Annotated in this window: 17 protein-coding genes and 1 pseudogene; 12 read left to right on the forward strand and 6 right to left on the reverse strand. The window is 65.8% G+C overall.

Annotated features, from left to right (window positions below; genetic code table 11):
* Positions 1-10: 10 nt before the first annotated feature.
* Positions 11-1,057, reverse strand: coding sequence for a glycosyltransferase family 2 protein (locus tag ACYVII_RS03340; protein ID WP_460530970.1), 1,047 nt, complete (start codon positions 1,055-1,057; stop codon positions 11-13).
* Between ACYVII_RS03340 and ACYVII_RS03345 the strand changes: the two genes are divergently transcribed.
* The 3 genes from ACYVII_RS03345 to ACYVII_RS03355 are packed head-to-tail and all read left to right on the forward strand — an operon-like array spanning position 1,043 to position 5,043.
* Positions 1,043-3,208, forward strand: coding sequence for a hypothetical protein (locus tag ACYVII_RS03345; protein WP_460530973.1), 2,166 nt, complete (start codon positions 1,043-1,045; stop codon positions 3,206-3,208). The two genes, ACYVII_RS03340 and ACYVII_RS03345, sit on opposite strands and share 15 nt — an antisense overlap.
* Positions 3,201-4,205, forward strand: coding sequence for a glycosyltransferase family protein (locus ACYVII_RS03350; protein ID WP_460530976.1), 1,005 nt, complete (start codon positions 3,201-3,203; stop codon positions 4,203-4,205). The genes ACYVII_RS03345 and ACYVII_RS03350 overlap by 8 nt, the downstream gene beginning before the upstream one ends.
* A 7-nt stretch (positions 4,206-4,212) precedes the next feature.
* Entirely contained in the window at positions 4,213-5,043 is an 831-nt protein-coding gene (locus tag ACYVII_RS03355; protein WP_460530979.1) for a glycosyltransferase, read from the forward strand.
* 23 nt (positions 5,044-5,066) lie between these two features.
* Here the strand turns inward: ACYVII_RS03355 and ACYVII_RS03360 are convergent, their stop codons facing one another.
* A complete protein-coding gene (locus ACYVII_RS03360) occupies positions 5,067-6,359 on the reverse strand; it encodes a hypothetical protein (protein WP_460530982.1) in 1,293 nt (430 codons plus the stop codon).
* A gap of 191 nt (positions 6,360-6,550) precedes the next feature.
* Here ACYVII_RS03360 and ACYVII_RS03365 point away from each other — a divergent pair, with 191 nt between their 5' ends.
* Both ACYVII_RS03365 and ACYVII_RS03370 read left to right on the forward strand, forming a co-directional pair.
* Positions 6,551-8,377 (forward strand): hypothetical protein, encoded by a 1,827-nt coding sequence (locus tag ACYVII_RS03365; RefSeq protein ID WP_460530985.1) that lies wholly within the window; start codon positions 6,551-6,553, stop codon positions 8,375-8,377.
* 287 nt (positions 8,378-8,664) lie between these two features.
* A pseudogene (locus ACYVII_RS03370) lies at positions 8,665-8,829 on the forward strand (ATP-binding protein); the annotation flags it as partial.
* A 180-nt stretch (positions 8,830-9,009) separates the two neighbouring features.
* Here ACYVII_RS03370 and ACYVII_RS03375 read toward each other — a convergent pair.
* The 3 genes from ACYVII_RS03375 to ACYVII_RS03385 all read right to left on the reverse strand — a co-directional run bounded on the left by ACYVII_RS03375 (position 9,010) and on the right by ACYVII_RS03385 (position 12,966).
* Entirely contained in the window at positions 9,010-10,338 is a 1,329-nt protein-coding gene (locus ACYVII_RS03375) for an O-antigen ligase family protein (protein WP_460530988.1), read from the reverse strand.
* Between the two features lie 76 nt (positions 10,339-10,414).
* On the reverse strand, positions 10,415-11,749 hold the full coding sequence (locus tag ACYVII_RS03380) for an O-antigen ligase family protein (protein ID WP_460530991.1): 1,335 nt from the start codon (positions 11,747-11,749) through the stop codon (positions 10,415-10,417).
* Positions 11,750-11,787: 38 nt separating this feature from the next.
* A complete protein-coding gene (locus ACYVII_RS03385; RefSeq protein ID WP_460530994.1) occupies positions 11,788-12,966 on the reverse strand; it encodes an acyl-CoA dehydrogenase family protein in 1,179 nt (392 codons plus the stop codon).
* Positions 12,967-13,129: 163 nt separating this feature from the next.
* Between ACYVII_RS03385 and manA the strand changes: the two genes are divergently transcribed.
* From manA to ACYVII_RS03410, 5 genes are all read left to right on the forward strand, one after another.
* Entirely contained in the window at positions 13,130-14,353 is a 1,224-nt protein-coding gene (gene manA, locus ACYVII_RS03390; protein ID WP_460530997.1) for a class I mannose-6-phosphate isomerase, read from the forward strand.
* A gap of 126 nt (positions 14,354-14,479) precedes the next feature.
* On the forward strand, positions 14,480-15,442 hold the full coding sequence (galE, locus tag ACYVII_RS03395; RefSeq protein ID WP_460531000.1) for an NAD-dependent epimerase/dehydratase family protein: 963 nt from the start codon (positions 14,480-14,482) through the stop codon (positions 15,440-15,442).
* Between the two features lie 175 nt (positions 15,443-15,617).
* On the forward strand, positions 15,618-15,941 hold the full coding sequence (locus ACYVII_RS03400) for a WhiB family transcriptional regulator (RefSeq protein WP_460531003.1): 324 nt from the start codon (positions 15,618-15,620) through the stop codon (positions 15,939-15,941).
* An 86-nt stretch (positions 15,942-16,027) separates the two neighbouring features.
* Entirely contained in the window at positions 16,028-19,246 is a 3,219-nt protein-coding gene (locus ACYVII_RS03405) for a glycosyltransferase (protein ID WP_460531006.1), read from the forward strand.
* Positions 19,236-20,708: a DUF5719 family protein gene (locus ACYVII_RS03410; protein WP_460531009.1), complete on the forward strand. Its 1,473-nt coding sequence runs from the start codon at positions 19,236-19,238 to the stop codon at positions 20,706-20,708. Before ACYVII_RS03405 ends, ACYVII_RS03410 begins: the two co-directional genes overlap by 11 nt.
* 131 nt (positions 20,709-20,839) lie before the next feature.
* Here the strand turns inward: ACYVII_RS03410 and ACYVII_RS03415 are convergent, their stop codons facing one another.
* The gene (locus tag ACYVII_RS03415) at positions 20,840-21,277 is read right to left on the reverse strand and encodes a metallopeptidase family protein (protein WP_460531012.1); all 438 of its coding nucleotides are present in this window, start codon (positions 21,275-21,277) and stop codon (positions 20,840-20,842) included.
* Between the two features lie 99 nt (positions 21,278-21,376).
* Between ACYVII_RS03415 and ACYVII_RS03420 the strand changes: the two genes are divergently transcribed.
* Together ACYVII_RS03420 and ahcY are read left to right on the forward strand one after the other, a co-directional pair.
* Positions 21,377-21,601 (forward strand): DUF3499 family protein, encoded by a 225-nt coding sequence (locus ACYVII_RS03420; RefSeq protein ID WP_460531015.1) that lies wholly within the window; start codon positions 21,377-21,379, stop codon positions 21,599-21,601.
* A gap of 112 nt (positions 21,602-21,713) precedes the next feature.
* Complete coding sequence (gene ahcY, locus ACYVII_RS03425; protein ID WP_460531018.1) at positions 21,714-23,255, forward strand: adenosylhomocysteinase; 1,542 nt, start codon at positions 21,714-21,716, stop codon at positions 23,253-23,255.
* Positions 23,256-23,343 lie beyond the last annotated feature (88 nt).

A 23,343-nucleotide genomic window follows, 5' to 3' on the forward strand; every position in this document is an offset into this window, starting at 1 on the left:
ACCATAGCGCCTACCTTGCGCTCTTGGATCGATGGCTGGGATTGCTCGTGCCCCGCTCCTTACGGGGCGTTCGTGCGCCGACGTATAGATAAGCGAGCCGGCGCCCCCGGGCCGTCCTCCGGGCGCGCGTGTTACCGCGCTTGAGATCCGCACTCGTGATGATGTCTGGTCGCTCCTCGTGCAAGGCGTCGTGGAATCCCACGGTCTGCGCTGCCTGCTCGTGGATGAGCCGAGCGCTCCACTGTGTCTCCGAGAGGCGAAACGCGGCAAGGGGCCCCGGGACCGCTGCCAGATCGCCAGACATAAGCACTCGGACGTAGGTGGCTTCGTCGATCAGGTACGGGAACCGTGCGTCCCAGAAACCGACCCGCGCGAGATGTTCGCGTACGAACATCACACTGCCAGGCTCGCCGAGCAGGTTCGTGCCAGCGACCACGGTCCTCCTGATCGCCTCGTGGCCGGGCACCACACCACGCAGCCCCTTGAGTCCGCGATTGCGCACGACCACCCTCCCTCGAGAGTTGACCACGTCGCGCGAGGACGCTGCGACCGAGGCCGTGGGAGACGACTCGAGAGCTGATGCCTGTTCGCCAACAATGTTGGGATAGAGGAGGTCGTCCCCGCACAGCAGCTTGATGTACTTTCCGCGTGCCGCTTCGCTCACCCTGTTCCAGTTACGAAGTGCGCCTCCGCCTGAAGGCGTTGAGAGCAGTGTGACACGTTCGTCTCGTTCAAAGCCACGCATGACTGCGAACGTGTCATCGGTAGAGCTGTGGTCCGAGACGATCAGTTCGATGTTTCCGTACGACTGCCCGAGAGCGGACTCGATGGCTTGCGCCAGGTACTCCGCGTTGTTGTAGGCGGGGATCACTATCGACACGAGAGGCTGCACGCGTTCCATTGTCCATGACAACGTCCGTGTGCTCCCCAATCGCATGTCAGCGCGGCCCGATCTGGCGTAGTAGATAATTCTCGGGTGCGTTCGAGAATCCTTTGGCTCAGCGGCGTCGTAGCTGCAGTGGTTGTGGGCACCCTGATACCGGTGGCCATCAATCACACCTACTACTACGTGGACGACACGCAGTCCGGCGCTTTCGGCCAGTGGTGGAAGATCGGTGACCGGCTGCTGTCGTGGGACTGGTCGCTAGTGAACCCGACTGTGTGGCAGTCGGGAAACTATCTGGCCGAGGGCGCATGGGGCATCTTCAGCCCGGTCCTCTGGATCGTCGGAGTTGGCAGTCATTTAGTCAGCAATGCCGTTGTGTACGTGACGATCGTGAAGGTCGGCTTCTTCGTGGTGGCGGCACTCGGGACATGGCTTCTTCAGCGAACGTTCAAGGCATCGGCGGCGTTGGCGTCGGTGGGAGCTGTCGCGGTGGTGCTGACAGGTTTCAGCCTCTACGTGGACGGGCCATCGTGGGTCAACGGTCTGATGGCGTGGGCACTCTGGCCTCTGGCATGGGCTTTGACACGGCGAGCGGTCCTCGAAGGCAAGTCGCCTCTCCTTGCTGGTCTTGCCAGCGTCGGAGTCGTCGGTATCGGTTATGTGCATGCAACGTTGATGCTCGCCGTGACACTCATCGCGACGATCATCGAGGCCTATTTGCGACGTTCACGCGGAGCGGTCACTAGAGCATGGGCGCTGGCGGTGTTGGCTGGCCTGTTCGCGATAGTGGTGCACCTCCCCAGCCTTCTGATCGCTCCGGTAACGGGACGAACCGCGGGGATCGGGAACACGGGGCTTCTCACCGTGAATCTGAGTGGACTCGCGGCTTCTGCGGTACCGGCAGGATCGCCGGAAATCAACTTTTTCGGCGCGCTCTTTCCCGGAGTTCCGCTTCTCTATATCGCTTGGTTCCTACCATTCGCTGCGTTCATCGCGTGGAGACGATTCATCCCCTTCCTCCGTACGCAAACAAGCCTCATCGTCGTGTTCGCCATCGCTCTGGCGGCGATTGTCCTACTCCCCAGCGACTTCGGGCCTCTACGGTTTCCTGTACGCCTCATGCCGTACCTGTCGGTTGGAGCGATCGTGATCGTTATTGTGGGGCTCTCGGTGGCGCGGGCCCCTGTGATCTCGCCGGCGCGATACCGCATGAGCGCTATTCTGATGCTTGGGGCGGCGCTCGTGGCGCTGGGAACGTCCCCGCACTATTGGAAAGTCATCGTTGCCGTCACCGTGGTCGCCATGGTCGCGACATGGCTCTCATATCGTCTATTGTCGCGGCGCCTTCCCCACTGGCTTGGCGGCGGTGTCCCGCTCATTCGTGATCCGCTGGCGGCGACCAGCTTGGTGGCGGTCGTGGTGATCGTCATCTCCGTGATCCTTGTGATACCGCAACATGTGGCCCACCCCCGATCTCCTTTGCGGGATTATGGTGTGCCGTCGGTGGTCTCCGACCTTCAGCGCCCTTTATCTCATGCAGTCGGAGATGTGATCGTTGTCGGGGCAATGGACGATGGTGTAAGCCATCCGGACGTGTGGCGGGAGACGTTGGTCGGCAATCTCTTCTACCTGACGAAGGCGAGTGTGCAGAACGCGTACTCCTCCGTGTACTACCCGGGATACCAAAACAACGTCTGTATGGAGTACAACGGGTTCACGTGTGGGCAGCTCTACACGCGGTTGTTCCAGGAGCAGCCGAAGACACATCTGGACTTGGCAACGCTCATGGGCGTGAGCACAGTGCAGGTGATCAAAGCACAGGTGCCGAAGGCAATTTGGGCACACGTCCCCAATGGCTGGCAGATTGTGAGCGACACTTCGGCCACGCGTGTTCTCGAGCGGAAGCACCCGATCGCGGGAGCCGGAGGCGTCGCGTGGTCATCAGGGGGAACGGAAGTCACGCAGCTCCGTGAAGACGCGATGGGTCTCGCCTTCCGGGTGGACCAGGTTCCGGCCGGTGGGGGCACCGTCGCGCTCAGCAGAATCGACTGGCCCGGATATAGCGTGACGAACGCGAACATCGACAAGACGCCCGTTGACGGGTTCCTTATGAACCTCCACATCGATGCCTCTGCACAGGGAAAGGTTGTGACCGTGGCATACCGCAGCCCCGGATGGCAACTGCAAACACTGGCGGGCTTGCTTTGGGTCGCACTCATGATTGTGTGGATAGTCGCGCGACGACTTGGAGTGTTCGTCCAGCGGAGCCCGGTCCTGCGGCAATTGATCAGTGTCGACGATGGATCGGTACCGGATGCGTGAGTCGAAGGACACTATGCGCGTCGCAGGGCACCCGCGTGTCATTGCCGTCGTAGTCGCATACAACCGTGAGGATCTGCTCATCGAGTGCCTTGAGGCGTTACGTGCGCAGACTCGGCGCCTGGACGGCGTTGTCATCATTGACAATGCATCCACCGACGCATCCGCAGATCGCGCCCGCGCTCTTCTCCCTGATGCTCACGTGGTCACGCTCAGGCGGAACCTCGGTGGTGCAGGGGGTTTCACTGCGGGCATCGCCCTGGCGATTAGCGAAGCGAACGCCGATCTCGTCTGGCTGCTCGACGACGACACGGTCCCTACCGAGGGAGCTCTGGCCGCTTTGCTGGAAGCCCGTCGGCTGGCTCCTCCTGAGACGGTATTGGTGGCGTCTCGAGTCGTCTGGACCGATGGGCGGCCGCATCCGATGAATATGCCCAGAGTTCGCCCCTGGACATCAAAGGCTGCCCTTCGCTCCGCGAACGAACATGGATGCTATCCGGTGCGTTCGACGTCATTCGTCTCGGTCCTGATCGAGGTATCGGCCATTCGTGTATGTGGCCTGCCGGTCGCTGGGTACTTTCTCTGGAATGATGACTTCGAGTACACAGCGCGCCTGCTTCGCTATTCACGCGGGTACATCTGCAACGGTTCGCTGGTTGTTCACAAGACCAAGGTCTACGGATCCACCGATGCTGATCCGGGCCCGCGGTTCAGCCTTGAAGTGCGTAACAAAGTCTGGCTGATGAAGAAGTCCCGCTCCCTTGCCCTGCCGGAGAAGGTCCTCTACTGCGGTGCGACCGCGGTGCGTTGGGTACGCACATGGAGAGTGTCGCGCGACCGAAGAACCATCACCAGGAGCCTGCGAGAAGGTCTTCGCGAGGGTCTTTGGTCTGCTCCCGCGACCAACGGCGCCATTTTCAAGTCCATGCCTGAGATAGCCGAAAGCATTGCGCACATCGAACCCGTGTCGCGGCGATTGCAGGTCGAGCGTGTCGGCTGATGGGCAGGTGAAGTTCTCTCTTCTCCTTCCGGTCTACATGAAGGACGACCCAACTCATTTTGAGAGGGCGTTCAAGAGCGCAGTAGAGGACCAGACCCGTAGGCCGGATGAAGCCGTCATTGTCCAGGACGGCCCGGTTCCGGATTCGCTTGCGCGCGCAATCAGGACTGTCTTGGTGAACTCGTCGGTCCGAGCGAGGCTGATTTCTCTTGATAGCAATGTCGGCCTTGCCAAGGCTCTCACGGAAGGCCTGGCCGCGTGCTCATTCGATGTCGTGGCAAGAATGGATGCTGACGATATTGCGCTCCCGCACAGGTTCGAAACGCAATTGTCGATCATCGAAAAGGGATACGACCTCGTTGGAAGTGGCATGTTCGAGTTCGACGCCTCCGGGGCAATCCTAGGAGTTCGCAGGCCGCCCACCGATGACGATGCGATTAGGAAGGCGGCCCGGCTCCACGACCCGTTCAACCATCCCACGGTGGTCTATCGCCGGTCTGCCGTTCTTCGCGCTGGCGGCTATCGCGATCTTCCGCTGATGGAAGACTATTGGCTCTTCGCTCGAATGATTCAGTCGGGCGCCCGAATGACAAACGTCGCCGACCCCTTGGTGATGTACCGCGTGGACGCTGGCGCCTACGCTCGTCGGGGTGGAAGCCAGCTCTTCAGGAGCGAGTGGCGCCTTCAGCGTGCGTTGCTCGCCGACGGTTTCGTGTCACGCGGCTTGTTCGCGCGCAATATTCTCGTGCGCGGAGCGTACCGCTTCATCCCCACGCCGATTCGCCGGGCGTTGTATCGCAAAGCTCTCGTCTTACGCCACGTGCCCGAAATGCGTTGATTCGTCCAGGGCGGTCCCGGTCTCTAAGAGAGGGCTTTTTCTGACCGAGCCGAGACCACGAGGTAAGTCAGGAAGACAATCAGCCCTGCGGACGGGCCTATGGCCAGCGCCACGATCGTCCGCACATCGAGCGGCAGCGGTACCAACAAGCCGAGAACGGTTCCGACCGCGGCCACCAGCCAGCCGACGCCGAAAACAGTATGTGCTCCACGGGCAAGCACTGCCGGTGCTGCAACGCATAGGCCACCTACCAAACAGGACGTGGCGACTAGCGACGCAATGAACCACGCCTGAGGCATGGTGTCGTGGGGAAATAGGAAGTGCAGAATGGTTGGGCCCAACCACCAGGCCAGTACCGTGAGCAGGCCACCGAGGACGAGGAGTCCGACGAGCAAGAGGAGGAGGATCCTCCACATCGACGTGGCGTGCGCACGGAAAAGATGAACGAAATAGCTCTGAAGTGCCATCCCCACGACGATTAATGGTGCTCGCGTAAGCGTGGCGGTGAGGATAACCGTGCCCAGTTGGGCTGTTGGTACGCCGTGGCTTGTCAGTTCGAGGAGCAGGGGAAATCCGCTGACGAGCATTCCCATCGATGCTGCGGCCGTGACTGTGCGCAATACGTTCAGGACCAATCGGCGATAGCCGACGTCGAGCACGGTTCGGCCTATCCGCGTTCGACCCAGGATGTAGACCACAGCGGCCGTGGCAGGAAACGGTGCGACGACTGCCCAAGCCAACCACGTCACATCCGACGTGAACACAAGTGTGAGGCTCACGAGAACAAGACGAAGTACGCCTTCTGTCACGATCATGACGAAAACACCGGGCCACCACGCGATCCCATAAAGTGTCCCGCCGATCGTTGCGAGCAATACGTATGCGGCGCATCCGAGCGCCAGAGGTACCACAAGCGCACCGTTCGGGCCGAACACGGCAGCAGACCACAATGGTGACGAAGCGGCGACGACGGTTCCGCAAACAAGGGCCGCGACAATAGCGAACTTCATTGCTCGAGTCGCTCGTGCGAACTCGTCGGTTTCCACGCACGTAGTGGCGCGTGTGATCTCCTGTTGGACTCCCGACAGCGCCGCCGCGACGAGAAAGATCGCTGCCCAGAAGACGGCAAAGGCCGCGTACCTGTCGACGCCGATGGCCCGAGGCACAAGCCATGTGACGAAATAGCCGATCAGTCCGACGACCGCTGTCCCAGCGAGCACCAGCACAAATCCCTTGCCGCTGCTTTGGGTATCGCGAGCCAGTGGCTCGCCGGGATTAGCAGTCTTGCTAGTGGTCGGTTTTGATGGTTGCGTCATATTGTGGCTCGCCCGCCGATACGGGCGAAGGAGTCCTTCTCATCGAACGCGGCCGCGACGATGACTCGCTGACGGGGCATGCCGCAAGTCTAGGCTGCCGCCTGAGGTTGCCATCGCCCACGGTCTCAGATCAGCCTGGCAGACTTGGCCGGCGCCTGATCAGGCGGGAATGCTTCATCGGAAGGATGCGTGTGAGTTCACTCGAGTCGACGTCCAGGATCCATGCGCGACGCTGGATCGCGCGATCATCCGTCGTCCTCATTGCAGTCGTCGTCTACCTGATCGGCCAAGTCAGCGTTGTCGTCATGCGCTCGGGCTGGTCCGTTGCCGACTTTCGGGACTTTTTCTCGTATGACGCGTATGGCTACATGGCAATCGTCAAGGATGTCGCTGACGGTCAGGTGCTCACCGGGGAGCCCACAACTGAGACTGGCCAGAATTTCTATCCGCACGCCTACTACACGTTTCTCGGACTTATCGCTCGCACCTTCAACGCCAACCCGATCGCTGTTTGGAACGTCGTCGGCATCATGGTGCAGGTCGGCCTCATTGTGGTGATAGCCCTCGTGCTCATCGGCTTGTCTGGACGTTGGTGGTGTGGGCTCCTGGCACCTATCCCGCTTATGCTCGGAACCTTTTCGTGGATCTGGGATCCGGGTTCGTGGTACGTCACGCTCGCCTCGCACGCAGTGTTGTGGGGTCCGTTCGCAGTTCTGTTCACACTCAACGGGGAGGCCTTCGCCCTGTCGGCCGGGGCAGCCATGCTTCTTGCTCTGATGTGGCTCTGGGGGCGTTCGCATCCCAAGCGAAGCCGACTCGTTTTTACCGTCCTCATCTGTTTGGGTATTGGTTGCCTCGCCAACGTACAAACCTATTCGTTCCTCACGACGGTGTACGTGCTGGTTTTCGTTGTCAGCGTGTGGGGAGTCATGGCAACGAGAAATTGGTGGTTGGTTGGAGCGAGCGCTGTCCTCGTTCCAGTCGTGTTCTTGCTCGGCCCCTTGGTGAACACCCATTTCGGTCAGCTCCCGACACTCGTTTTCGGATTGGTCCCGGCGGCACCCGGTGTTGCGGTGCTTGTCATCCGGGCACCGAAGACGCTGCTGATCCCGATGGGCGCACTCGTGCTCGGTGCGGCCCCCCAGGTCGTGTGGACGGTCTACGGCATCGCCTCTCATGACCCGTTTTTGACGTACCGAGTCGCCTCGAACAGTCAGCTCGGCGTGCACTATGTGCAAGGACTCATCAGCGCGCTTGCGCTGGTTGTTCCCTTGATTGCTGTATTCGGCGCAGGCCTACTGTTCCGGAACCCCAGCTGGGCTGCCTACGGAATGGGTGCGTCTGTCGCTTGGTTCCTGCTTGCCTTCAACGATCGATGGGGAGCGAATGCTGAACCGTATCGTCTCTGGATAGACGGATTCACGGTCGTTTCGATTCTCAGTACCGCGATGCTTGTCGACGTCGCTGTCGGTCGATCGGGGGCGGCATATGGGTCGGCTGGTGCAAAAAGGCGGTGGGCTAACGTGGCGACCATTACCGCCCTGGTTGTTTGCGCATGCGTCGCGGTGACTTCTTCGATCGATTGGTTTCGCTTCTTCCGGAACGACGCGTTCCACACATCATCAAACCTCAGCGACCCGAGAGACTCCGTTGCCAGCGCGCTCGCGGAAGCGAAAGTGGGCACTTCGCCTGGGCCGCTCGTCCTTACGGATCCGTGCATCGATCCGCGTGTCCTCAAGATCAACTCAGGCGTACCTGTTGCCTACTATTACATCGGTATGGCCTGGCCCCGCGAACGTGATGCCGTGCAAGCCGTGATGGACGCTCGGACGAGGAACTCGATCGACTTCGCTGCGGCGCGAGCTGCGAACGTGAAGTGGGTGGTTACGGACTCCCGATGCAGAGCGGACTGGCCCTCCAAGTATGCGGGAAAGCTCGCGCTCGTATCTTCGTCGTCGTATGCGGACGGGAAGGTTTTCGGGCGCATGAGCCTTTGGAGTATCGTCGGCGCGTCGTGAGGATGCGAGAGATCTAGAAGAGGCCAGATGCGCGGATGTGGCGCCGATCATGCCCGCGTCTGGCGCTGCTGCAACCGACCCCGCCCACGTGGAGACGGCGAAGCGACTGAGGGAGCAGTTCCAGCAGTCCCGCCGGTCGGTGTCGGAGATGACCTGTCCAGGGACCATCGGACTACGATCGGGCGTTCGGGATCGAAGGGGTTGCCTTACGGGCGCCGCGAAGAGCGCGAGTCGGTCAAGCAGATCATCTATCTCGCGGGCGCGCCCACAGTACTCGGCGCTAGCGAAGCCGCCTCCCGCGCGAGCTTGTCCGGCTACGGCACTACGGGCTGATCATCGTCGACGAAGTCGGCCATCTCCCGTTCGAGCAAGACGCCGCGAATCTCTTCTCCCAACTCGTCTCATCTCGCTACGAACACGCGTCTCTGATGCTGACCTCGAACCCGCCGTTCTGGGCGAATCGACGAAATGACGGTGGAGAACGACCGTCTCCACAAAAGATCGACGAGTCGCGGCGCAATGGACGCTACGTTGCAGAGCTGTATGACGTGGTAGAACGTGTGCGATCGGACGCAGCCTCTCGATAGACGCGGAGCTCACCTGGCACCGGGCCGTACATTGTTGGTGCTTTTTCAGCGCCCGGTGCCCTCCAATGATCCGTCGCCCCGCTCAGGCGCCGCAGGCAACGCCTGCCGCCACGACATGCCCTGCGACGCCTTGACGGTGCAGATGACCGTCAGCATCCAGCCGCTCTCGTAGAGCATCGTGCTCTCGGCCATCGCGGTGCCGATCAGGGCGATCAGGATGAGCGGTGGCCACGCGTAGATGACGCTGCGCTTGTTCGAGCCGAGCAGCCACGAGCGTCCCATGGCGAGTCCGAGCAGCAGCAGGAAGAGCAGGAAGCCGACGAGACCGACCTGCAGCCAGACATCCAGGAACGCATTCAGCCCGTTCGCGTGGGGAGCGCCGGTCATGGCGTTGATCAGCGAGTACGGCGGAAGCGAGCCGCGCCAGAAGCCGATCCAACCCCAGCCGAGCAGCTCGTTCACCGGGATCAGGTGCCACATCTGCAGCCACACCTCATAGCGCACCGTGATGACGGAGCGGCCGTGCAGCAGTTCGATGATCGGCGCCCTGAAGATGAACCCCAGCACCGCCAGCGCGAGCGTGACGGCTCCCAGCGAGACCTGCACCGCGAACTTCCATCGTTCGCGACGGATGTGCCGGATGCCGAACAGAGCCGCCGCCGCCAGCAGGATGATCACGATCATGATCGCGATCACGGGGGAGTTCGCGAACAGCAGGCAGAGCAGTGCTACCGCGACGGAGAAGACCGCCACACCGAGGGTTACGGACTTCGTGCGCCACTCGATGATGAACGTCACGACCGCGATCAAGGCGACGAGACCGAGCTGGTTGCGGCTGCCGAACAGGCCGGAGATCGGGCCGCCCTCGGCAAGGTTTCCTGCGATGCCGAGGAACTTGATCGGCGCGTCGATGAGCAGTCCGCTGAGTACCTCGAGCGCGAGGGATGCCGCCAGCAGCACACGCAGTACGTCGCCGATGACCCGCACGATCTGGATGGAGTCGCGCACGAGCGCCAGATACAGCGCGAGGAACGTGAAGATCCCTTGGTAGATCACGGCCGCGAGTGTCGCCCACTGGTACGTGCTCCACACGACCGAGACGGCGCACCAGCCGACGAACACGAGGAGCGAGACCGGCAGAAGTCCATGCCACTCGATGACGTCCCAGTGGGCGATGAACGAGCAGATCGCGACCGCCGTGACGGCGGCCAGCACGCCGATCAGGCCCGGCCATCCGATGACGTCCTTGATCGCGGTCGTGAGGAAGGCGGAGCCGACGACGCACAGCGAAAGCGCCCGGGAGAACTTCGCCGACTCGAAAAGTGCCCTGGTGAGGGCGAACCACCGCGGCACGCGCCGTGCTGTGGAGGTCACTGCGACGCGGACCCGAGGTCAGAGACGTAGACGGGCGAGGCGGGCATGCTTCATCTTAACGTTGAGGGTCTTGACCCTACGGCCGCTCGAGCTTCGTCTTGATGCTGAACATCGCCAGCAGCGCGAAACCGGCCTCGATGAGGAGCCTGCTCTCGGTGAACGACTGCGCGATGAGCGCGGCCATGAAGAGCAGCGGGAGCAGCGTGATCGCCGTGTAGGGAACATCCGCCCGCACGACGCCCTGCTCGTCGAACGGGGCACGGTCGACCGCCTTGAACCAGGAGCGTCCGAAGACCGTGAGCACCAGCAGCGCGAAGATCACGAGACCGAGGATGCCCAGCTGCAGCCAGACATCCAGATACGCGTTGTGCGCCTGCAGGTACTCCACCTTGTTGCGGATCGCCAGCCCCTTGAACGGCTCGACCCAGGGCGCCCAATAGCTGATCCAGCCCCAGCCGAAGTACGGCTTCTGCTGCGCCAGGTGGATGACCTTGTCCCAGATGTCGGTGCGTCCGGTGAGGTCGGCGCTCTTGCCGAGGATCTTCGTGATGGTTCCCCAGAAGAGCATCACGGATGCCGCGCCCACCACGATCACGGCGGCGGCCGTCACGTAGATGGGAACGCGTCGGCTCTGCGGAACGCTGCGCCCCCACCAGGCGAAGAGCAGGACGACGATGACCGCGGCCAGGGCGACGATCACGGTCGAGGAGCGGGTGAGCAGGAACGTGATGCCGGCGAGCACGAGCCAGACGATTCCTGCCGTGCGGTTCACGGTGCGGTCCGCTAGCTGGATGCCGAACACGATGAGCGCGAACAGCGTGATCATGCCGAGGATGTCGCTGTTGCCGACGATGCCCTGGATCTGACCGCCGTGAAAGAGCAGGTCGCGGCTCCAGTAGAACGCGTTCGGCAGCTTGCCCGACGGGTACTGATAGGTCGTGAAGATCGGCAGGATGTGATGCCGGATGATCAGCGAAACGATCAGCTCGAAGAGGAGCGAGAGGCCGATGATCCACCGGAACGCGGCGCCGAGCGCGCGGAGGATCTGCTCCCAGCTCAGGCACAGCGCGAAGAAAGCTGCTGCGGTTGTCGTCGCCAACTGCGTGACGGCGGCCTCCACCGACTCGAGGCGGTATGCGGACCAGGCGATCGAGACGATGCACAGCAGAAGGAACAGCAGCAGCGTCTTCGGCCACTTGCGCACCGGCACGCGCGGCTTCGCCCGCACCAGGAACACGATGCTGCCGATCAGACCGATCAGCGCCGCGACGCCCCAGCCGTACCAGCTGATCGAGTTGCGCCAGAAATCTGGCGCGAACAGCGTGAAGAACGTGAAACCCGCGAAGGCGAGCATCCAGCCCTGACCTGTCGGCACGGTGCGAGGCGCCGTCGCCGGCGAGGTCTGCGTCATGGGGCTACTTTAACCGGGCGCGGGTGGCCCGAATCGCACTACACGAACGCGCCGAGGCCCGTGATCGCCCGGCCCACGATGAGGGTGTTCATCTCCTGGGTGCCCTCGTAGGAGTACAGCGCTTCGGCATCGCTGAAGAACCGGGCCACGTCGTACTCGAGCACGATCCCGTTGCCGCCGAGAATCTCGCGCGCCCAGCCGACGGTCTCGCGCATCCGGGAGGTGGTGAAAGCCTTGGCGAGCGCGGAGTGCTCGTCGCGCTGGGTGCCGGCGTCGAGCATCCGTGACACCTGCACGACGAGCGCGAGCGACGACGTGATGTTCGCCAGAGACCCGGCAAGCATGTCCTGCACGAGCTGGTGCGCCGCGATCGGCTTGCCGAACTGGATGCGCTCGCCCGCGTACTTCACGGCCGCCTCGTACGCGCCCACCGCCACTCCGACCGCCGCCCAGGCGACTTCGGCGCGCGTGGCACGCAGCACCCGGGCTGTGTCGCGGAACGAGTTCGCGTTCTGCAGGCGCAGCCGCTCGGGCACGCGCACGTTGTCGAGCGTGATGTCGGCGTTCTGCACGGCCCGCAGCGCCTGCTTGCCGTCGATCTTCGTGGCGTGGTAGCCGGGCGTCTCGGTGGGGACGATGAAGCCCTTGACCTGGCCGTCGGCGACATCCTTCGCCCAGATGACAGTGATGTCGCTGAAGGTCGCGTTGCCGATCCAGCGCTTGGAGCCGTTGATGACCCACTCGTCGCCCTGCCGCTCGGCCGTCGTGCGAAGACCCTGAGCCGAGTCGGATCCGGAGAGCGGCTCTGTCAGCCCGAACGCGCCGATGATCTCGCCGGAGGCCAGCTTCGGCAGCCATTCGTCGCGCTGCTCCTGCGAGCCGCACGCGCTGAGCGAACCGGCGGCCAGTCCGTTCTGCACCCCGACGTAAGTGGCGACCGAGGCGTCGATGCGGGCCAGCTCCAGGGCGACGAATCCGCGGAACACGGCCGAGTTCGGGAACGGCTTCGTCTCGTCCCACGCGAATGCGGCGACGCCGAGGCGGTGCAGGTCGGGGATGATCTGCTTCGGGAACTCCGCCCGCTCCCAGTACTCATTCGCGATCGGCTTCACCTCGGTCTCGAGGTACTCCCGCAGGTTCGCGATCGCCTCCTTCTCCTGTTCGGTGAGCTCGTTCGAGAAGCCGTAGAAGTCTGCCGCGAGAGGCTCGAATGCCATGTCTGCTCCGTTGAACGTGATTCGGGTCGCGTGCGGTCGTCGCCGACAGCGCACGCTGCCGCGCAGTGAAGACCGGTGGAATGCGGTCAGCCTAGGCAGCGGCATCCGGCCACCCCAAGGCCGTTGGTACTCTGCGACTAACCGGAAGAAAGGGCGGGCACGGATGTTTGTGCGCATCGACAACGTTCCTCGCGATTACGCGTGGGGGTCCTCGCACGGCATCGCCGACTTGCTGGGCAGGACTGCCTCCGGAGAGCCTGAGGCGGAGCTGTGGCTGGGGGCGCATCCCGGCTCGCCGAGCCGGCTGCGCGAACCGGTCGAGGGCGCCGAGACGCTCGCCGAGCTCGTCTCGGAAGACCCCGACGCCACGCTCGGCGCTGCATGGCGCGAGCGCGACTCGTATGAGGGAGCGCCACGCCTCGGATTCCTGCTGAAGGTGCTCTCGGCCGCCGGCCCGCTGTCGATCCAGGCGCATCCGTCGTCCGAGCAGGCGCAGGCTGGATTCGACCGCGAGAACGCGATGGGCGTTCCGCTGGACGCGCCCGAGCGCAACTACAAGGACCCGTTTCACAAGCCCGAGCTGATCTACGCCGTCACTCCGTTCGATGCGCTGTGCGGGTTCCGCGATGTGGGCACGTCGGTCGCCGTCTTCGATCGGCTGATCGCCACGGGCAAGGCGAGCGGACTGCCGCACGACGAGCTCGACGTGCTGCACGGCATGCTGGTTTCGGGGGAGGACGAGGAGGCCGCACTCCGAGCCACGGTCGGGCTGCTGCTCGGCGGCGGAGAGGCCGCAGAGGAGATCGTGGCGCAGGCGACCGCGATCGCGCGCTCGCCGACGGGTGAGGGCATCCGGGAGCTCGGCATCGTGCGGCTGCTGGCGGATGCCTACCCGGGCGACCCGGGAGTCGTGCTCGCACTGCTGCTGCATCGCGTCGCCCTCGCGCCGGGGGAGGCGCTCTACCTGCCGGCCGGCAACATCCACGCGTACCTCTCCGGCACAGGCATCGAGCTGATGGCCGCATCGGACAACGTGCTGCGCGGCGGACTCACACCCAAGTACATCGACGTGCCCGAGCTGCTGCGCGTGCTCGACTTCACCCCCGTTCCCGCGCCGCTGCTGGCGCCGTCTCGCGTCGGTGCCCTCGAGCTCTTCACCCCTGACGTACCGGACTTCAAGCTCGCCCACGTGACGGCGGATGCCTCGCTCGAGCTGACCGGGCCGGCGATCGTGCTGTGCACGGCCGGCTCGGCATCCGTGGCGGGGGAGCGGTCGAGCGTGGAGGTCTCACGCGGCGACGCGGTCTTCGTCTCGCCGGACGAGGGCACGCTGCGGTTCGTGCCGCACGACGACGCCGTGCTGTTCGTCGCGACCGACAACCGCTGAGCTGGCGCGGGCGGGAGGCCCCCACAGCGGCCGATGTTCGCGCTTCGCGCTCAATAGGCTCCATCGGCTCGGCAGAGCGAGCAAGCCCGCTCTGCTCTCACCTCAGTCGCCTATAGGTTGGACTCCATGGCTTGGTTGGTGACCGGCGGCGCCGGGTACATCGGCGCGCACGTGGTGCGCGCCTTCGCGGAGGCGGGCATCGACGCCGTCGTGATCGACGATCTCTCGAGCGGACACGAGGACTTCGTTCCGCCCGAGGTGCCGTTCGTGCGCGGCACGATCCTCGACGGCGGGCTGCTGACCGAGGTGTTCTCGCAGCATCCGATCGACGGCGTCATGCACATCGCCGGATTCAAGTACGCCGGTGTCTCAGTGCAGCGTCCGCTGCACACGTACGAGCAGAATGTGACGGGAACGGCGACCCTGCTGGCGGCGATGGAGAAGGCGGGGATCGACAAGATCGTGTTCTCCTCCAGCGCTGCCGTGTATGGAACGCCGGACGTCGACCTCGTCACCGAGAGCACGCCGAAGGCGCCCGAGTCGCCGTACGGCGAATCGAAGCTGATCGGCGAATGGCTGCTGCGCGACCAGGGCGTCGCGCGCGGGCTGCGGCACACCAGCCTGCGGTACTTCAACGTGGTCGGGTCTGGATATCCGGATGTCTACGACACCAGCCCGCACAACCTCTTCCCACTCGTGTTCGACGCGCTGCTGGCCGGTCGCACCCCGCGCATCAACGGTGACGACTACCCCACACCCGACGGCACCTGCGTGCGCGACTACCTGCATGTCTCCGACCTCGCGCACTCGCACGTGGTGGCGGCTCGGCGGCTGCAGGAGGGTGACACGCTCGAGCCGGCGTACAACCTGGGCAGTGGCGACGGAGTCTCCGTCGGGCAGATCATGTCGACGGTGGGGGACGTGACCGGCATCCGATTCACGCCGGAGATCGCACCACGACGCCCGGGCGACCCAGCCCGCATCGTCGCCTCTGGCGAGCTCGCCGCCCGGGATCTGGACTGGCGGATGCGTCACACCCTGGCCGACATGGTCGATAGCGCGTGGCAAGCCCGGCAAGGGGCGTCCTGATCGCCACCGGCACAAATCGTTGTCGAACTTCGGCGCGTCGCGAACCCTCGAGCACCGCTTGAGCCTTTACGATTCGCGACTTGACGCAATCGAACTACACCGGTGTAATTAGTGAAACGCCTCGTGCAGGGAACACGGCACGTCAAGGCGTGGCAACACAGGTGGGGAGATCGATATGGCGATGAGCGAATATCGACCGGGGGTACCCGAAAACTGGTTCATCGATCCCGTGCGGCTTGGGGTGCCGGGGGTTCGATCGGTCGATGAAGACGAAGACGGCGCGTTGTCGTGGCAGTCGGATGCGCTCTGCGCGCAGACCGACCCCGAGGCGTTCTTCCCTGAAAAGGGCGGATCGACACGGGACGCCAAGAAGATCTGCGCCTCGTGCGAGGTGCGGGCGCAGTGCCTGGAGTACGCACTCCAGAACGACGAGCGCTTCGGCATCTGGGGAGGGCTCTCGGAGCGCGAACGCCGCAAGCTGCGCAAACGCGCGGTCTGATGGCGCCGCGATTCTGACGGACCAATTCGCGGAGCACGCGACGGTGGTGCCCGGGATTCCGCGTGCACCTGCCTAGGCTGTCCGCGATGCCTCCGACAGTCACCGCCATTCTCGTCGCGCACCGCGGCAGCGAGCATCTCAGGCGCAGCCTTGATGCCCTCGCCTCCCAGACCCGACCCGTCGACTCCCTCGTGGTGATCGGCGTCTCCTCCGACGACGCGACGACCGCGGAGGCCGCAGCCGCTTCCCCCGACCAGCTGCTGGCATCCACCGAGAAACTCCCGTTCCCCACGGCGCTCGGCGTGGCCGCGCGCGTGGTTCCGCCCGCGACATCCGACGACGAGTGGCTGTGGTTCCTCGGCCAGGACACAGCGCCGGAGCCGGATGCCCTCGCCCACCTGATCGACACCGTGGCGGTGTCGCCGTCGGTGGCGATCGCAGGACCCAAACTCGTCGACTGGGACGAGGCATCCGTCATCCGGGAGCTCGGCCTGTCGATGACCCGTCTCGGCACGACGATCGTGCCCGTCGAGGACGAGTTCGACCAGGCACAGCACGACCGCACGAGCGACATGCTCGGCGTGCCCGCCGCCGGCATGCTGATCCGGCATTCGGTGTGGGAACGGCTCGGCGGATTCGACCCCGCGCTCCCCGCGTTCGATACCGGACTCGACCTGTGCGTGCGAGCGCGCCTTGCCGGCCATCGCGTGGTCATCGTTCCCGGCGCTCGGGTGGCATCGGCGGGCGACGGCGTCAGCGTGCAACCGCGAACGCCGCGCGGCAGGCAGCGCCGAAGGCAGCACCGGCTGCGCCGCGCCGCGCAACTGCACAGGCGCATGACGTACGCGCCGGCGTTCGCACTCGTCTTCCACTGGCTCTCGCTGGTGCCGCTCGCGGTCATCCGCTCGCTCGGGTTCTTGCTCGGCAAACAGCCGGGCGCCATCGGCGGCGAGTTCGCGGCGGCCTTCGCGACCGCGTTCGGCGGCAGCCACATCGGGCAGGCGAGGAACGCGCTGAAGCGGGCACGCACCGTGAAGTGGAAGGCGATCGCGCCGCTGCGCATCCCGCGCGTCGAGGTGCGGCGGATGCGCGCACTGCGTCGCGAGGCGAGCCTCGTTCGCCAGCACGGCGAGCGTCGCGAGCTCAACTTCTTCAGCGGCGGAGGCGCCTGGGTCGTGCTCGCGGTCGCGCTGATGAGCGTTGCCCTGTTCGCGCCGCTGCTCGGATCGTCGCAGCTCGGCGGCGGGGGACTGCTGCCGTTGAACGACATCGGCACCCTCTGGGCGAACCTCGGCTACGGATGGCGCGACATCGGAATCGGCTTCGCGGGCGCTGCCGATCCGTTCACCGCTGTGCTCGCCGTGCTCGGCTCGCTGACGTTCTGGCAGCCGTCGTTCGCGATCGTGCTGCTCTGGTTCGCCGCTCTGCCGCTTGCGGCGCTCGGCGCCTGGTTCCTCTCCACCCGGCTCACGCATCGCGCGGTGCTGCGCGCCACGTTCGCGATCGTGTGGGCTCTGGCGCCGATGCTGTTCGACGCGCTGCAGCACGGGCGTCCGGCCGCGGTGATCGTGCACATCCTGCTGCCCTGGCTGTTCTTCGCCGGCACCGCCGCGCGGCGCTCGTGGGCGACAGCGGCGACCACGGGCATCCTCGCGGCGGCCGTGCTCGCGTGCGCACCCCTGCTCGCGCCGGCGCTGCTGGTCGTCTGGGTGATCGGATCGGCACTGGCCGGACGCGGCGTTGTACGCGTGCTCCTCGTCCCGATCCCGGCTCTCGCCCTGTTCGCGCCGCTGGTGGTGCAGCAGGTCATGCGGGGAACGCCCCTGGCGGTGTTCGCCGACCCCGGGTTGCCGGTAGCTGCAGCGACGGCGCATCCGTTGCACGTCGCCCTCGGGTTCTCCGACGGCGACCTCGGCGGCTGGCAGACGCTCGCCGGCGTGTTCGGCTTCAGCGGGATGATCCCCTCGATCGTGGTGCCGATCCTGATGGCGCCGGTGGCCATCCTCGCGCTGCTGTCGCTGTTCCTGCGCGGCACGATTCGGGCGACGCTGTGCCTGGTCGGTGCCCTGCTCGGCTTCGTGACCGCCATCATCGCCACGCACGTCTCGTTGTCCACCCAGGGGTCGGCGGCCGTTCCACTGTGGCCGGGCACGGCGCTCAGCCTGTACTGGCTCGGCCTGATCGCAGCGGCGACCATGGCGCTGGTCGCGCTCGGCAGGTTCGCGATCGTGCCGGCGACGGTCACGGTGGCGTTCGTGGCGGTCGCGATCGCGCCCCTGGCGATCGCGGTGCCGTTGCAGACATCGGCGATCGTCCCGGGCCCAGCGACCGCACTTCCGGCGTACGCGACGGCGCAGGCGCAGACGCATCCGCGTATCGGCACGCTCCGGCTGTCGCCTCAGTCCAACGGCTCGCTCGGCGCACAACTCGTCCACGGGCAGGGCGCGACTCTTGACGAGCAGAGCACGCTGAGCGCGACGAGCCGTGGGCTCACCGCCGACGAGCGCCGGCTGGCGACTCTCGCCGGCAACCTCACCTCGACGAGCGGCATGGATGCCTCGTCGCTGCTGAAGCACTTCGGCGTCTCGTTCGTGCTGCTGGACACCGGGGCGGGCGAGGGACTATCGCCGGCATCGGCGACCCAGTCGCGGGCCGAGACGGCGCTGGACAGCAACCCGCTGCTCACCCAGGTCGCGTCGACCGACGACTCCGTGCTGTGGAGCGTTCCGGCGCAGACCCACAGCGTGCCGATCCCGCCGGATGCCGGTGGCTGGGAACGCCTCGTCGCGCTCATCGCGCTCGGCGTCGTGTTCGGCCTCACGCTTCTGCTCGCACTGCCCACCGGGCGCACAGAGCGCGGCACCCTGCGGCGGCCTACTGCTGCCGAGGTTCTCGGCAGGCAGGCGAAGCGTCGCTGGGCAGCGAAAGGCGCCGCCGGCGATGAATCGACGGGCGCGGAGGAACCGGACAGCGGGCCGACGGGGGATGCTGCGACCGACGCGGCGGCAGCGGTCGCCGGAGGCGACGGATCCGCGAGTCCGGACAACGCATCGACAGAGCCGAACGACACGTCCGCAGAGCCGGGCGACGCGGGCGCGGACGTGTCCGCAGAGCCGGGCGACGCGGGCGCGGACGTGGACGACGCATCCACAGGTCAAGCCCCGACCGACAAGGACGAGCGTTCGAAGGGTGAGATCGAGGAGATCACGGTGGAGCGGCCGCCCGTGCTGACCGGGCCGTATGCGCCTGCCGCGCCCTCGAGCTCCGGCGTCCACGGCTTCGAGGGAGGCTGCGATGTCCGCTGACCGCACCCGCAACACTCGGGCGATCGCCCGCGGAAGCGTGCGCATCGTTGCCGGAGCCATCGGCGTCGGCGTCGCTGTGATCGCGCTGGCCGGGGCGGCCCTGCTGCCGTTGCCGAGCTTCCATGTGACGCCTCCCGCGCAGACGGTCACGCCCGTTCCGGCGGACCAGGAGCGAGTCTGCCCAGGCGGACTGCTCGACCAGGGAGACGCCACGGATGCGTCATCGCTCACCTCGATCGGATCACCGTCGCTCGTGACGACGGCCACCACCTCCGTCGTTCAGCGCAGCCTGCAGGCACCGAGCGTGCACGGCGGCGGAGGCGCCCCGCGCGTCATCAGCACGCAGTCGCAGGCATCCGCGACACGGCCGTTGATCGCCGGCGCTCAATCGCAGAAGGCGAGCGAGTCGGATGTCGCGGGGCTCGCGGCCGCCGCGTGCGGCGAGGCGACGTCTGACAGCTGGCTCGTCGCCGGCGCGACCACACTCGGATCGACGAGCCTCGTGTTGCTGAGCAACCCGTCGAAGGTGCAAGCGACCGTCGATCTGACCGTCTACACCGAGGGCGGCCGAGCAGAGGCACCCGGCGCACGCGGACTCGTCGTGCGCGCCGGCTCGCAGCTCGTGGTGCCGCTGGCCGGAATCGTGCCGAACGCGCAGGCATCCGTCGTGCATGTGCAGGTGGGGGGTGGCAGGGTCTACGCCTCGTTGCAGCAGAGCAGCGTGCAGGGTCTGGCTCCGCAGGGTGTCGAGCTGGTCGGGCCGACCGCCGAGCCGGCCAAGAACCTCGTCATCCCAGGGATGACCGTGGCCAACATCGCCCGGCTGAGCGCCGGCGCCGACGGCGGCTCGAACCAACTGCCCGCCGTGCGCCTTCTCGTACCGGGCACGACCGCCGCGCATGTCACCGTGACCGCCACATCCGAGACCACCGCCGGCGTGGGCGGCACCTCGCGGATCACGCTGCAGGGCGGAACCGTGCGCGAGGTGACGTTCGACCACCTCATCGATGGCGCCTACACGGTTCAGGTCACCTCGGACGCCCCGGTTCTCGCCGCGGCCCGTACCGTCGACGTCGGCGCGGCACCCGGTGCGGACGAGTCGGCGACGGCTCAGGCTGAGGCCGCCACGCAGGACTTCGCCTGGTTCGTGGCCAGCGCGCCACTGCCGCAGAAGACGATGCTCGCGGTGCCGCCCGGTTCGGCACCGACGCTGCATCTCGTCAACGGGCGCAGCACGGATGCCTCCGTCACGTTGACTCCGAAACACGGCGCGACCATCAAGGTGTCCGTGCCGGCGGGAAAGGCCGTCGCGGTGCCGGTGACCGCGCGTAGCACCTACACGCTCGACGGCGTCGACGGGCTGCGGGCATCCGTGAGCCTGACGGCGGATGCCTCGTCATCGTCGTTCGCACTGAACCCGCCCGGGCCGCTCGCGCAACCCATCGCGGTGTACCCGAAGTAGCGCCGCTCGTGCACCCCGTTCGGGTCGCACTTTATGTCGTCTCAGGTCGCTTGAGGCGACAAAAAGTGCGACCTGAACCGTGGTAGATGCGAGCCGGAGTGATCGCGGCGTCGCCAGGCGGGGACGCGGCGTCAGAAGTGCCCGAAATGGCCGGGCGCGAGGTCCCAGGGGTCGCGGCCGAGCAGCTCGGCGACGGCACGGAAGACGCAGCTTTCCACGAGCAGCTTGCGGTGCAGGTCGTCGTTGCGGTGCAGCTTGGCCAGCCGCTCGATCGGCACCCGGTAGAGCGTGATCGCCTTGTGCGCGGGGTCGACGCCCCAGCGCTCCACCTCGTCGTAGCCGAGCGCTCCGGCCGGTGCAGCCGCGATCTGCACGCGCATGTCCGAGAGCTCATCAGGCCAGAGCCCCTTGAGGAAGTCGGCCGTGCTCGCCACCGTCATCTCGAACACGTCGATGCGGTCCTGCAGCAGGGGCAGGTGGGGACCGGTGACCGGGCCACGCGCACCTCGACCGTGGCGGTCCGAGCGGCGCGCCGGTGTCGCGTAACGCACCGGCCGGGATCGAGGCATGTCGTCCATACTAGGCTGCGGCGCCCGGCCGGATCGCGGCTCGGATCGCCGCTGTGGAAGCTCTCCCCGCAGCCCGCCGGCGAGTAATGTGGTGCCCTGATGGTGGCCAGAACGTGCTCGAAGGTCGCGTGCTCGCGAGACGCGGTGGCGACCCTGACGTACGACTACGCCGACTCCATGGTGGTGCTCGGGCCGCTTTCGCTGACCCACGAGCCGCACACGTACGATCTGTGCGCGATCCACGCCGACCGGCTGTCTGCTCCGCAGGGCTGGCAGGTCGTTCGTCATCAGGTGATCGGCGAGCCGCAAGGTCTCGGTCTCTGATTCCGCGCTCGCTCGTCGGGTTTCAACATCCTCCACCGGCGGTGCGGACCTGCGCGAAGCCGGGATTCCCCGAGGGTATGGCTGCCCGAGGCCGCCTGCGACAATGGTGCACATGACTTCCCTGAGTTCCACCGGTGTCGAAGCGCGAACCGAGGCCGCGGCGGCACCCGACTCCCGCCCGTTCGAGTACAAGGTGCGCGACCTCGCGCTCGCTGAGGCGGGACGGCACCAGTTGCGCCTCGCCGAGCAGGAGATGCCCGGCCTGATGGCGCTTCGTGCCGAGTTCGCGGATGCCCAGCCGCTCGCCGGTGCACGGATCGCCGGCTCCCTGCACATGACGGTGCAGACTGCGGTGTTGATCGAGACGCTCGTGGCGTTGGGCGCGCAGGTGCGCTGGGCGAGTTGCAACATCTTCTCGACGCAGGACGAGGCGGCCGCCGCAGTGGTCGTGGGCCCGAACGGAACACCGGAGCATCCTCAGGGCGTGCCGGTGTTCGCGTGGAAGGGCGAGAGCCTCGAGGAGTACTGGTGGTGCACCTCCCGCGTGTTCGACTGGAGCGCGGAGGCACAAGCGTCACGACAGGCAGGGTCATCCGGTGGCGACTACATCGGGCCGAACCAGATTCTCGACGACGGAGGCGACGCGACGCTTCTCGTGCACCTCGGCGCGCAGTTCGAGCGGGAGGGCCGGGTTCCGGATGCCGGGCCGGGCGACTCGCACGAGTATCGGGTGATTCTCGACGTGCTGCGGGCAGCCATCGCGGAGTCGTCCGACCGGTGGACGCGCATCGCCGGCGAGATCGTCGGTGTCACCGAGGAGACGACGACCGGCGCGCACCGGCTGTACGAGCTGGAGCGCGACGGAAAGCTGCTGTTCACCGCGATCAACGTCAACGACTCGGTGACCAAGTCGAAGTTCGACAACAAGTACGGCATCCGTCACTCGCTGCCCGACGGGCTGAACCGCGCCACCGACGTGCTGATCGGCGGCAAGGTCGCTTTCGTCGCAGGCTATGGCGACGTCGGCAAGGGTGCGGCGGAGGCGCTGCGCGGGCAGGGCGCTCGCGTGATCGTCAGCGAGGTCGATCCGATCAACGCGCTTCAGGCGGCGATGGACGGGTTCCAGGTGTCGCGGCTGGAGTCGGTGATCGGCGAGGTGGACATCCTGATCACCGGCACCGGCAACAAGGATGTCGTGCGTCTCGAGCACCTGCTGGCCATGAAGCATCTCGCCGTGGTCGCCAACGTCGGGCACTTCGACAACGAGATCGACATGGCGTCGCTGGAGTCCCTCGAGGGTGCGGAGAAGGTGGAGATCAAACCGCAGGTGCACGAGTGGCGGCTTCCGAACGGGCGCAGCGTGCTCGTGCTGAGCGAGGGCCGCCTGATGAACCTGGGTAACGCGACGGGGCATCCGTCGTTCGTGATGAGCAACTCGTTCACGAACCAGGTGCTCGGGCAGATCGAGCTGCGCACGAACCTCGACGCGTACCCGCTCGGCGTGCATACGCTGCCGAAGGTGCTCGACGAGAAGGTTGCGAGGCTGCACCTGGATGCCCTGGGCGTGGAGCTCACGACGCTCACCCCCGAGCAGGCCGACTACATCGGCGTCCCGGTGGAGGGCCCCTACAAGTCGGACCAGTACCGCTATTGACCTCGCCGGGCCACCCCCGAACTGCCGAGCCACCCGCTACTTTGCGCGGTTTTGCGGGTGGTTGGGCAGTTCGGGGGTGGCTGGGGGC

This window comes from Humibacter ginsengiterrae (genome assembly GCF_054780115.1).

What these genes read in the sequence shown, in the direction of transcription:
- ACYVII_RS03380 (WP_460530991.1), bottom strand. Translation starts at nt 11,749, where the DNA reads ATGACGCAGACCTCGCCGGCGACGGCGCCTCGCACCGTGCCGACAGGT.
- ACYVII_RS03400 (WP_460531003.1), top strand. Translation starts at nt 15,618, where the DNA reads ATGGCGATGAGCGAATATCGACCGGGGGTACCCGAAAACTGGTTCATC.
- ACYVII_RS03350 (WP_460530976.1), top strand. Translation starts at nt 3,201, where the DNA reads ATGCGTGAGTCGAAGGACACTATGCGCGTCGCAGGGCACCCGCGTGTC.
- ACYVII_RS03410 (WP_460531009.1), top strand. Translation starts at nt 19,236, where the DNA reads ATGTCCGCTGACCGCACCCGCAACACTCGGGCGATCGCCCGCGGAAGC.
- galE (WP_460531000.1), top strand. Translation starts at nt 14,480, where the DNA reads ATGGCTTGGTTGGTGACCGGCGGCGCCGGGTACATCGGCGCGCACGTG.
- ACYVII_RS03360 (WP_460530982.1), bottom strand. Translation starts at nt 6,359, where the DNA reads ATGACGCAACCATCAAAACCGACCACTAGCAAGACTGCTAATCCCGGC.
- ACYVII_RS03405 (WP_460531006.1), top strand. Translation starts at nt 16,028, where the DNA reads ATGCCTCCGACAGTCACCGCCATTCTCGTCGCGCACCGCGGCAGCGAG.
- manA (WP_460530997.1), top strand. Translation starts at nt 13,130, where the DNA reads ATGTTTGTGCGCATCGACAACGTTCCTCGCGATTACGCGTGGGGGTCC.
- ahcY (WP_460531018.1), top strand. Translation starts at nt 21,714, where the DNA reads ATGACTTCCCTGAGTTCCACCGGTGTCGAAGCGCGAACCGAGGCCGCG.
- ACYVII_RS03415 (WP_460531012.1), bottom strand. Translation starts at nt 21,277, where the DNA reads ATGCCTCGATCCCGGCCGGTGCGTTACGCGACACCGGCGCGCCGCTCG.
- ACYVII_RS03385 (WP_460530994.1), bottom strand. Translation starts at nt 12,966, where the DNA reads ATGGCATTCGAGCCTCTCGCGGCAGACTTCTACGGCTTCTCGAACGAG.
- ACYVII_RS03420 (WP_460531015.1), top strand. Translation starts at nt 21,377, where the DNA reads ATGGTGGCCAGAACGTGCTCGAAGGTCGCGTGCTCGCGAGACGCGGTG.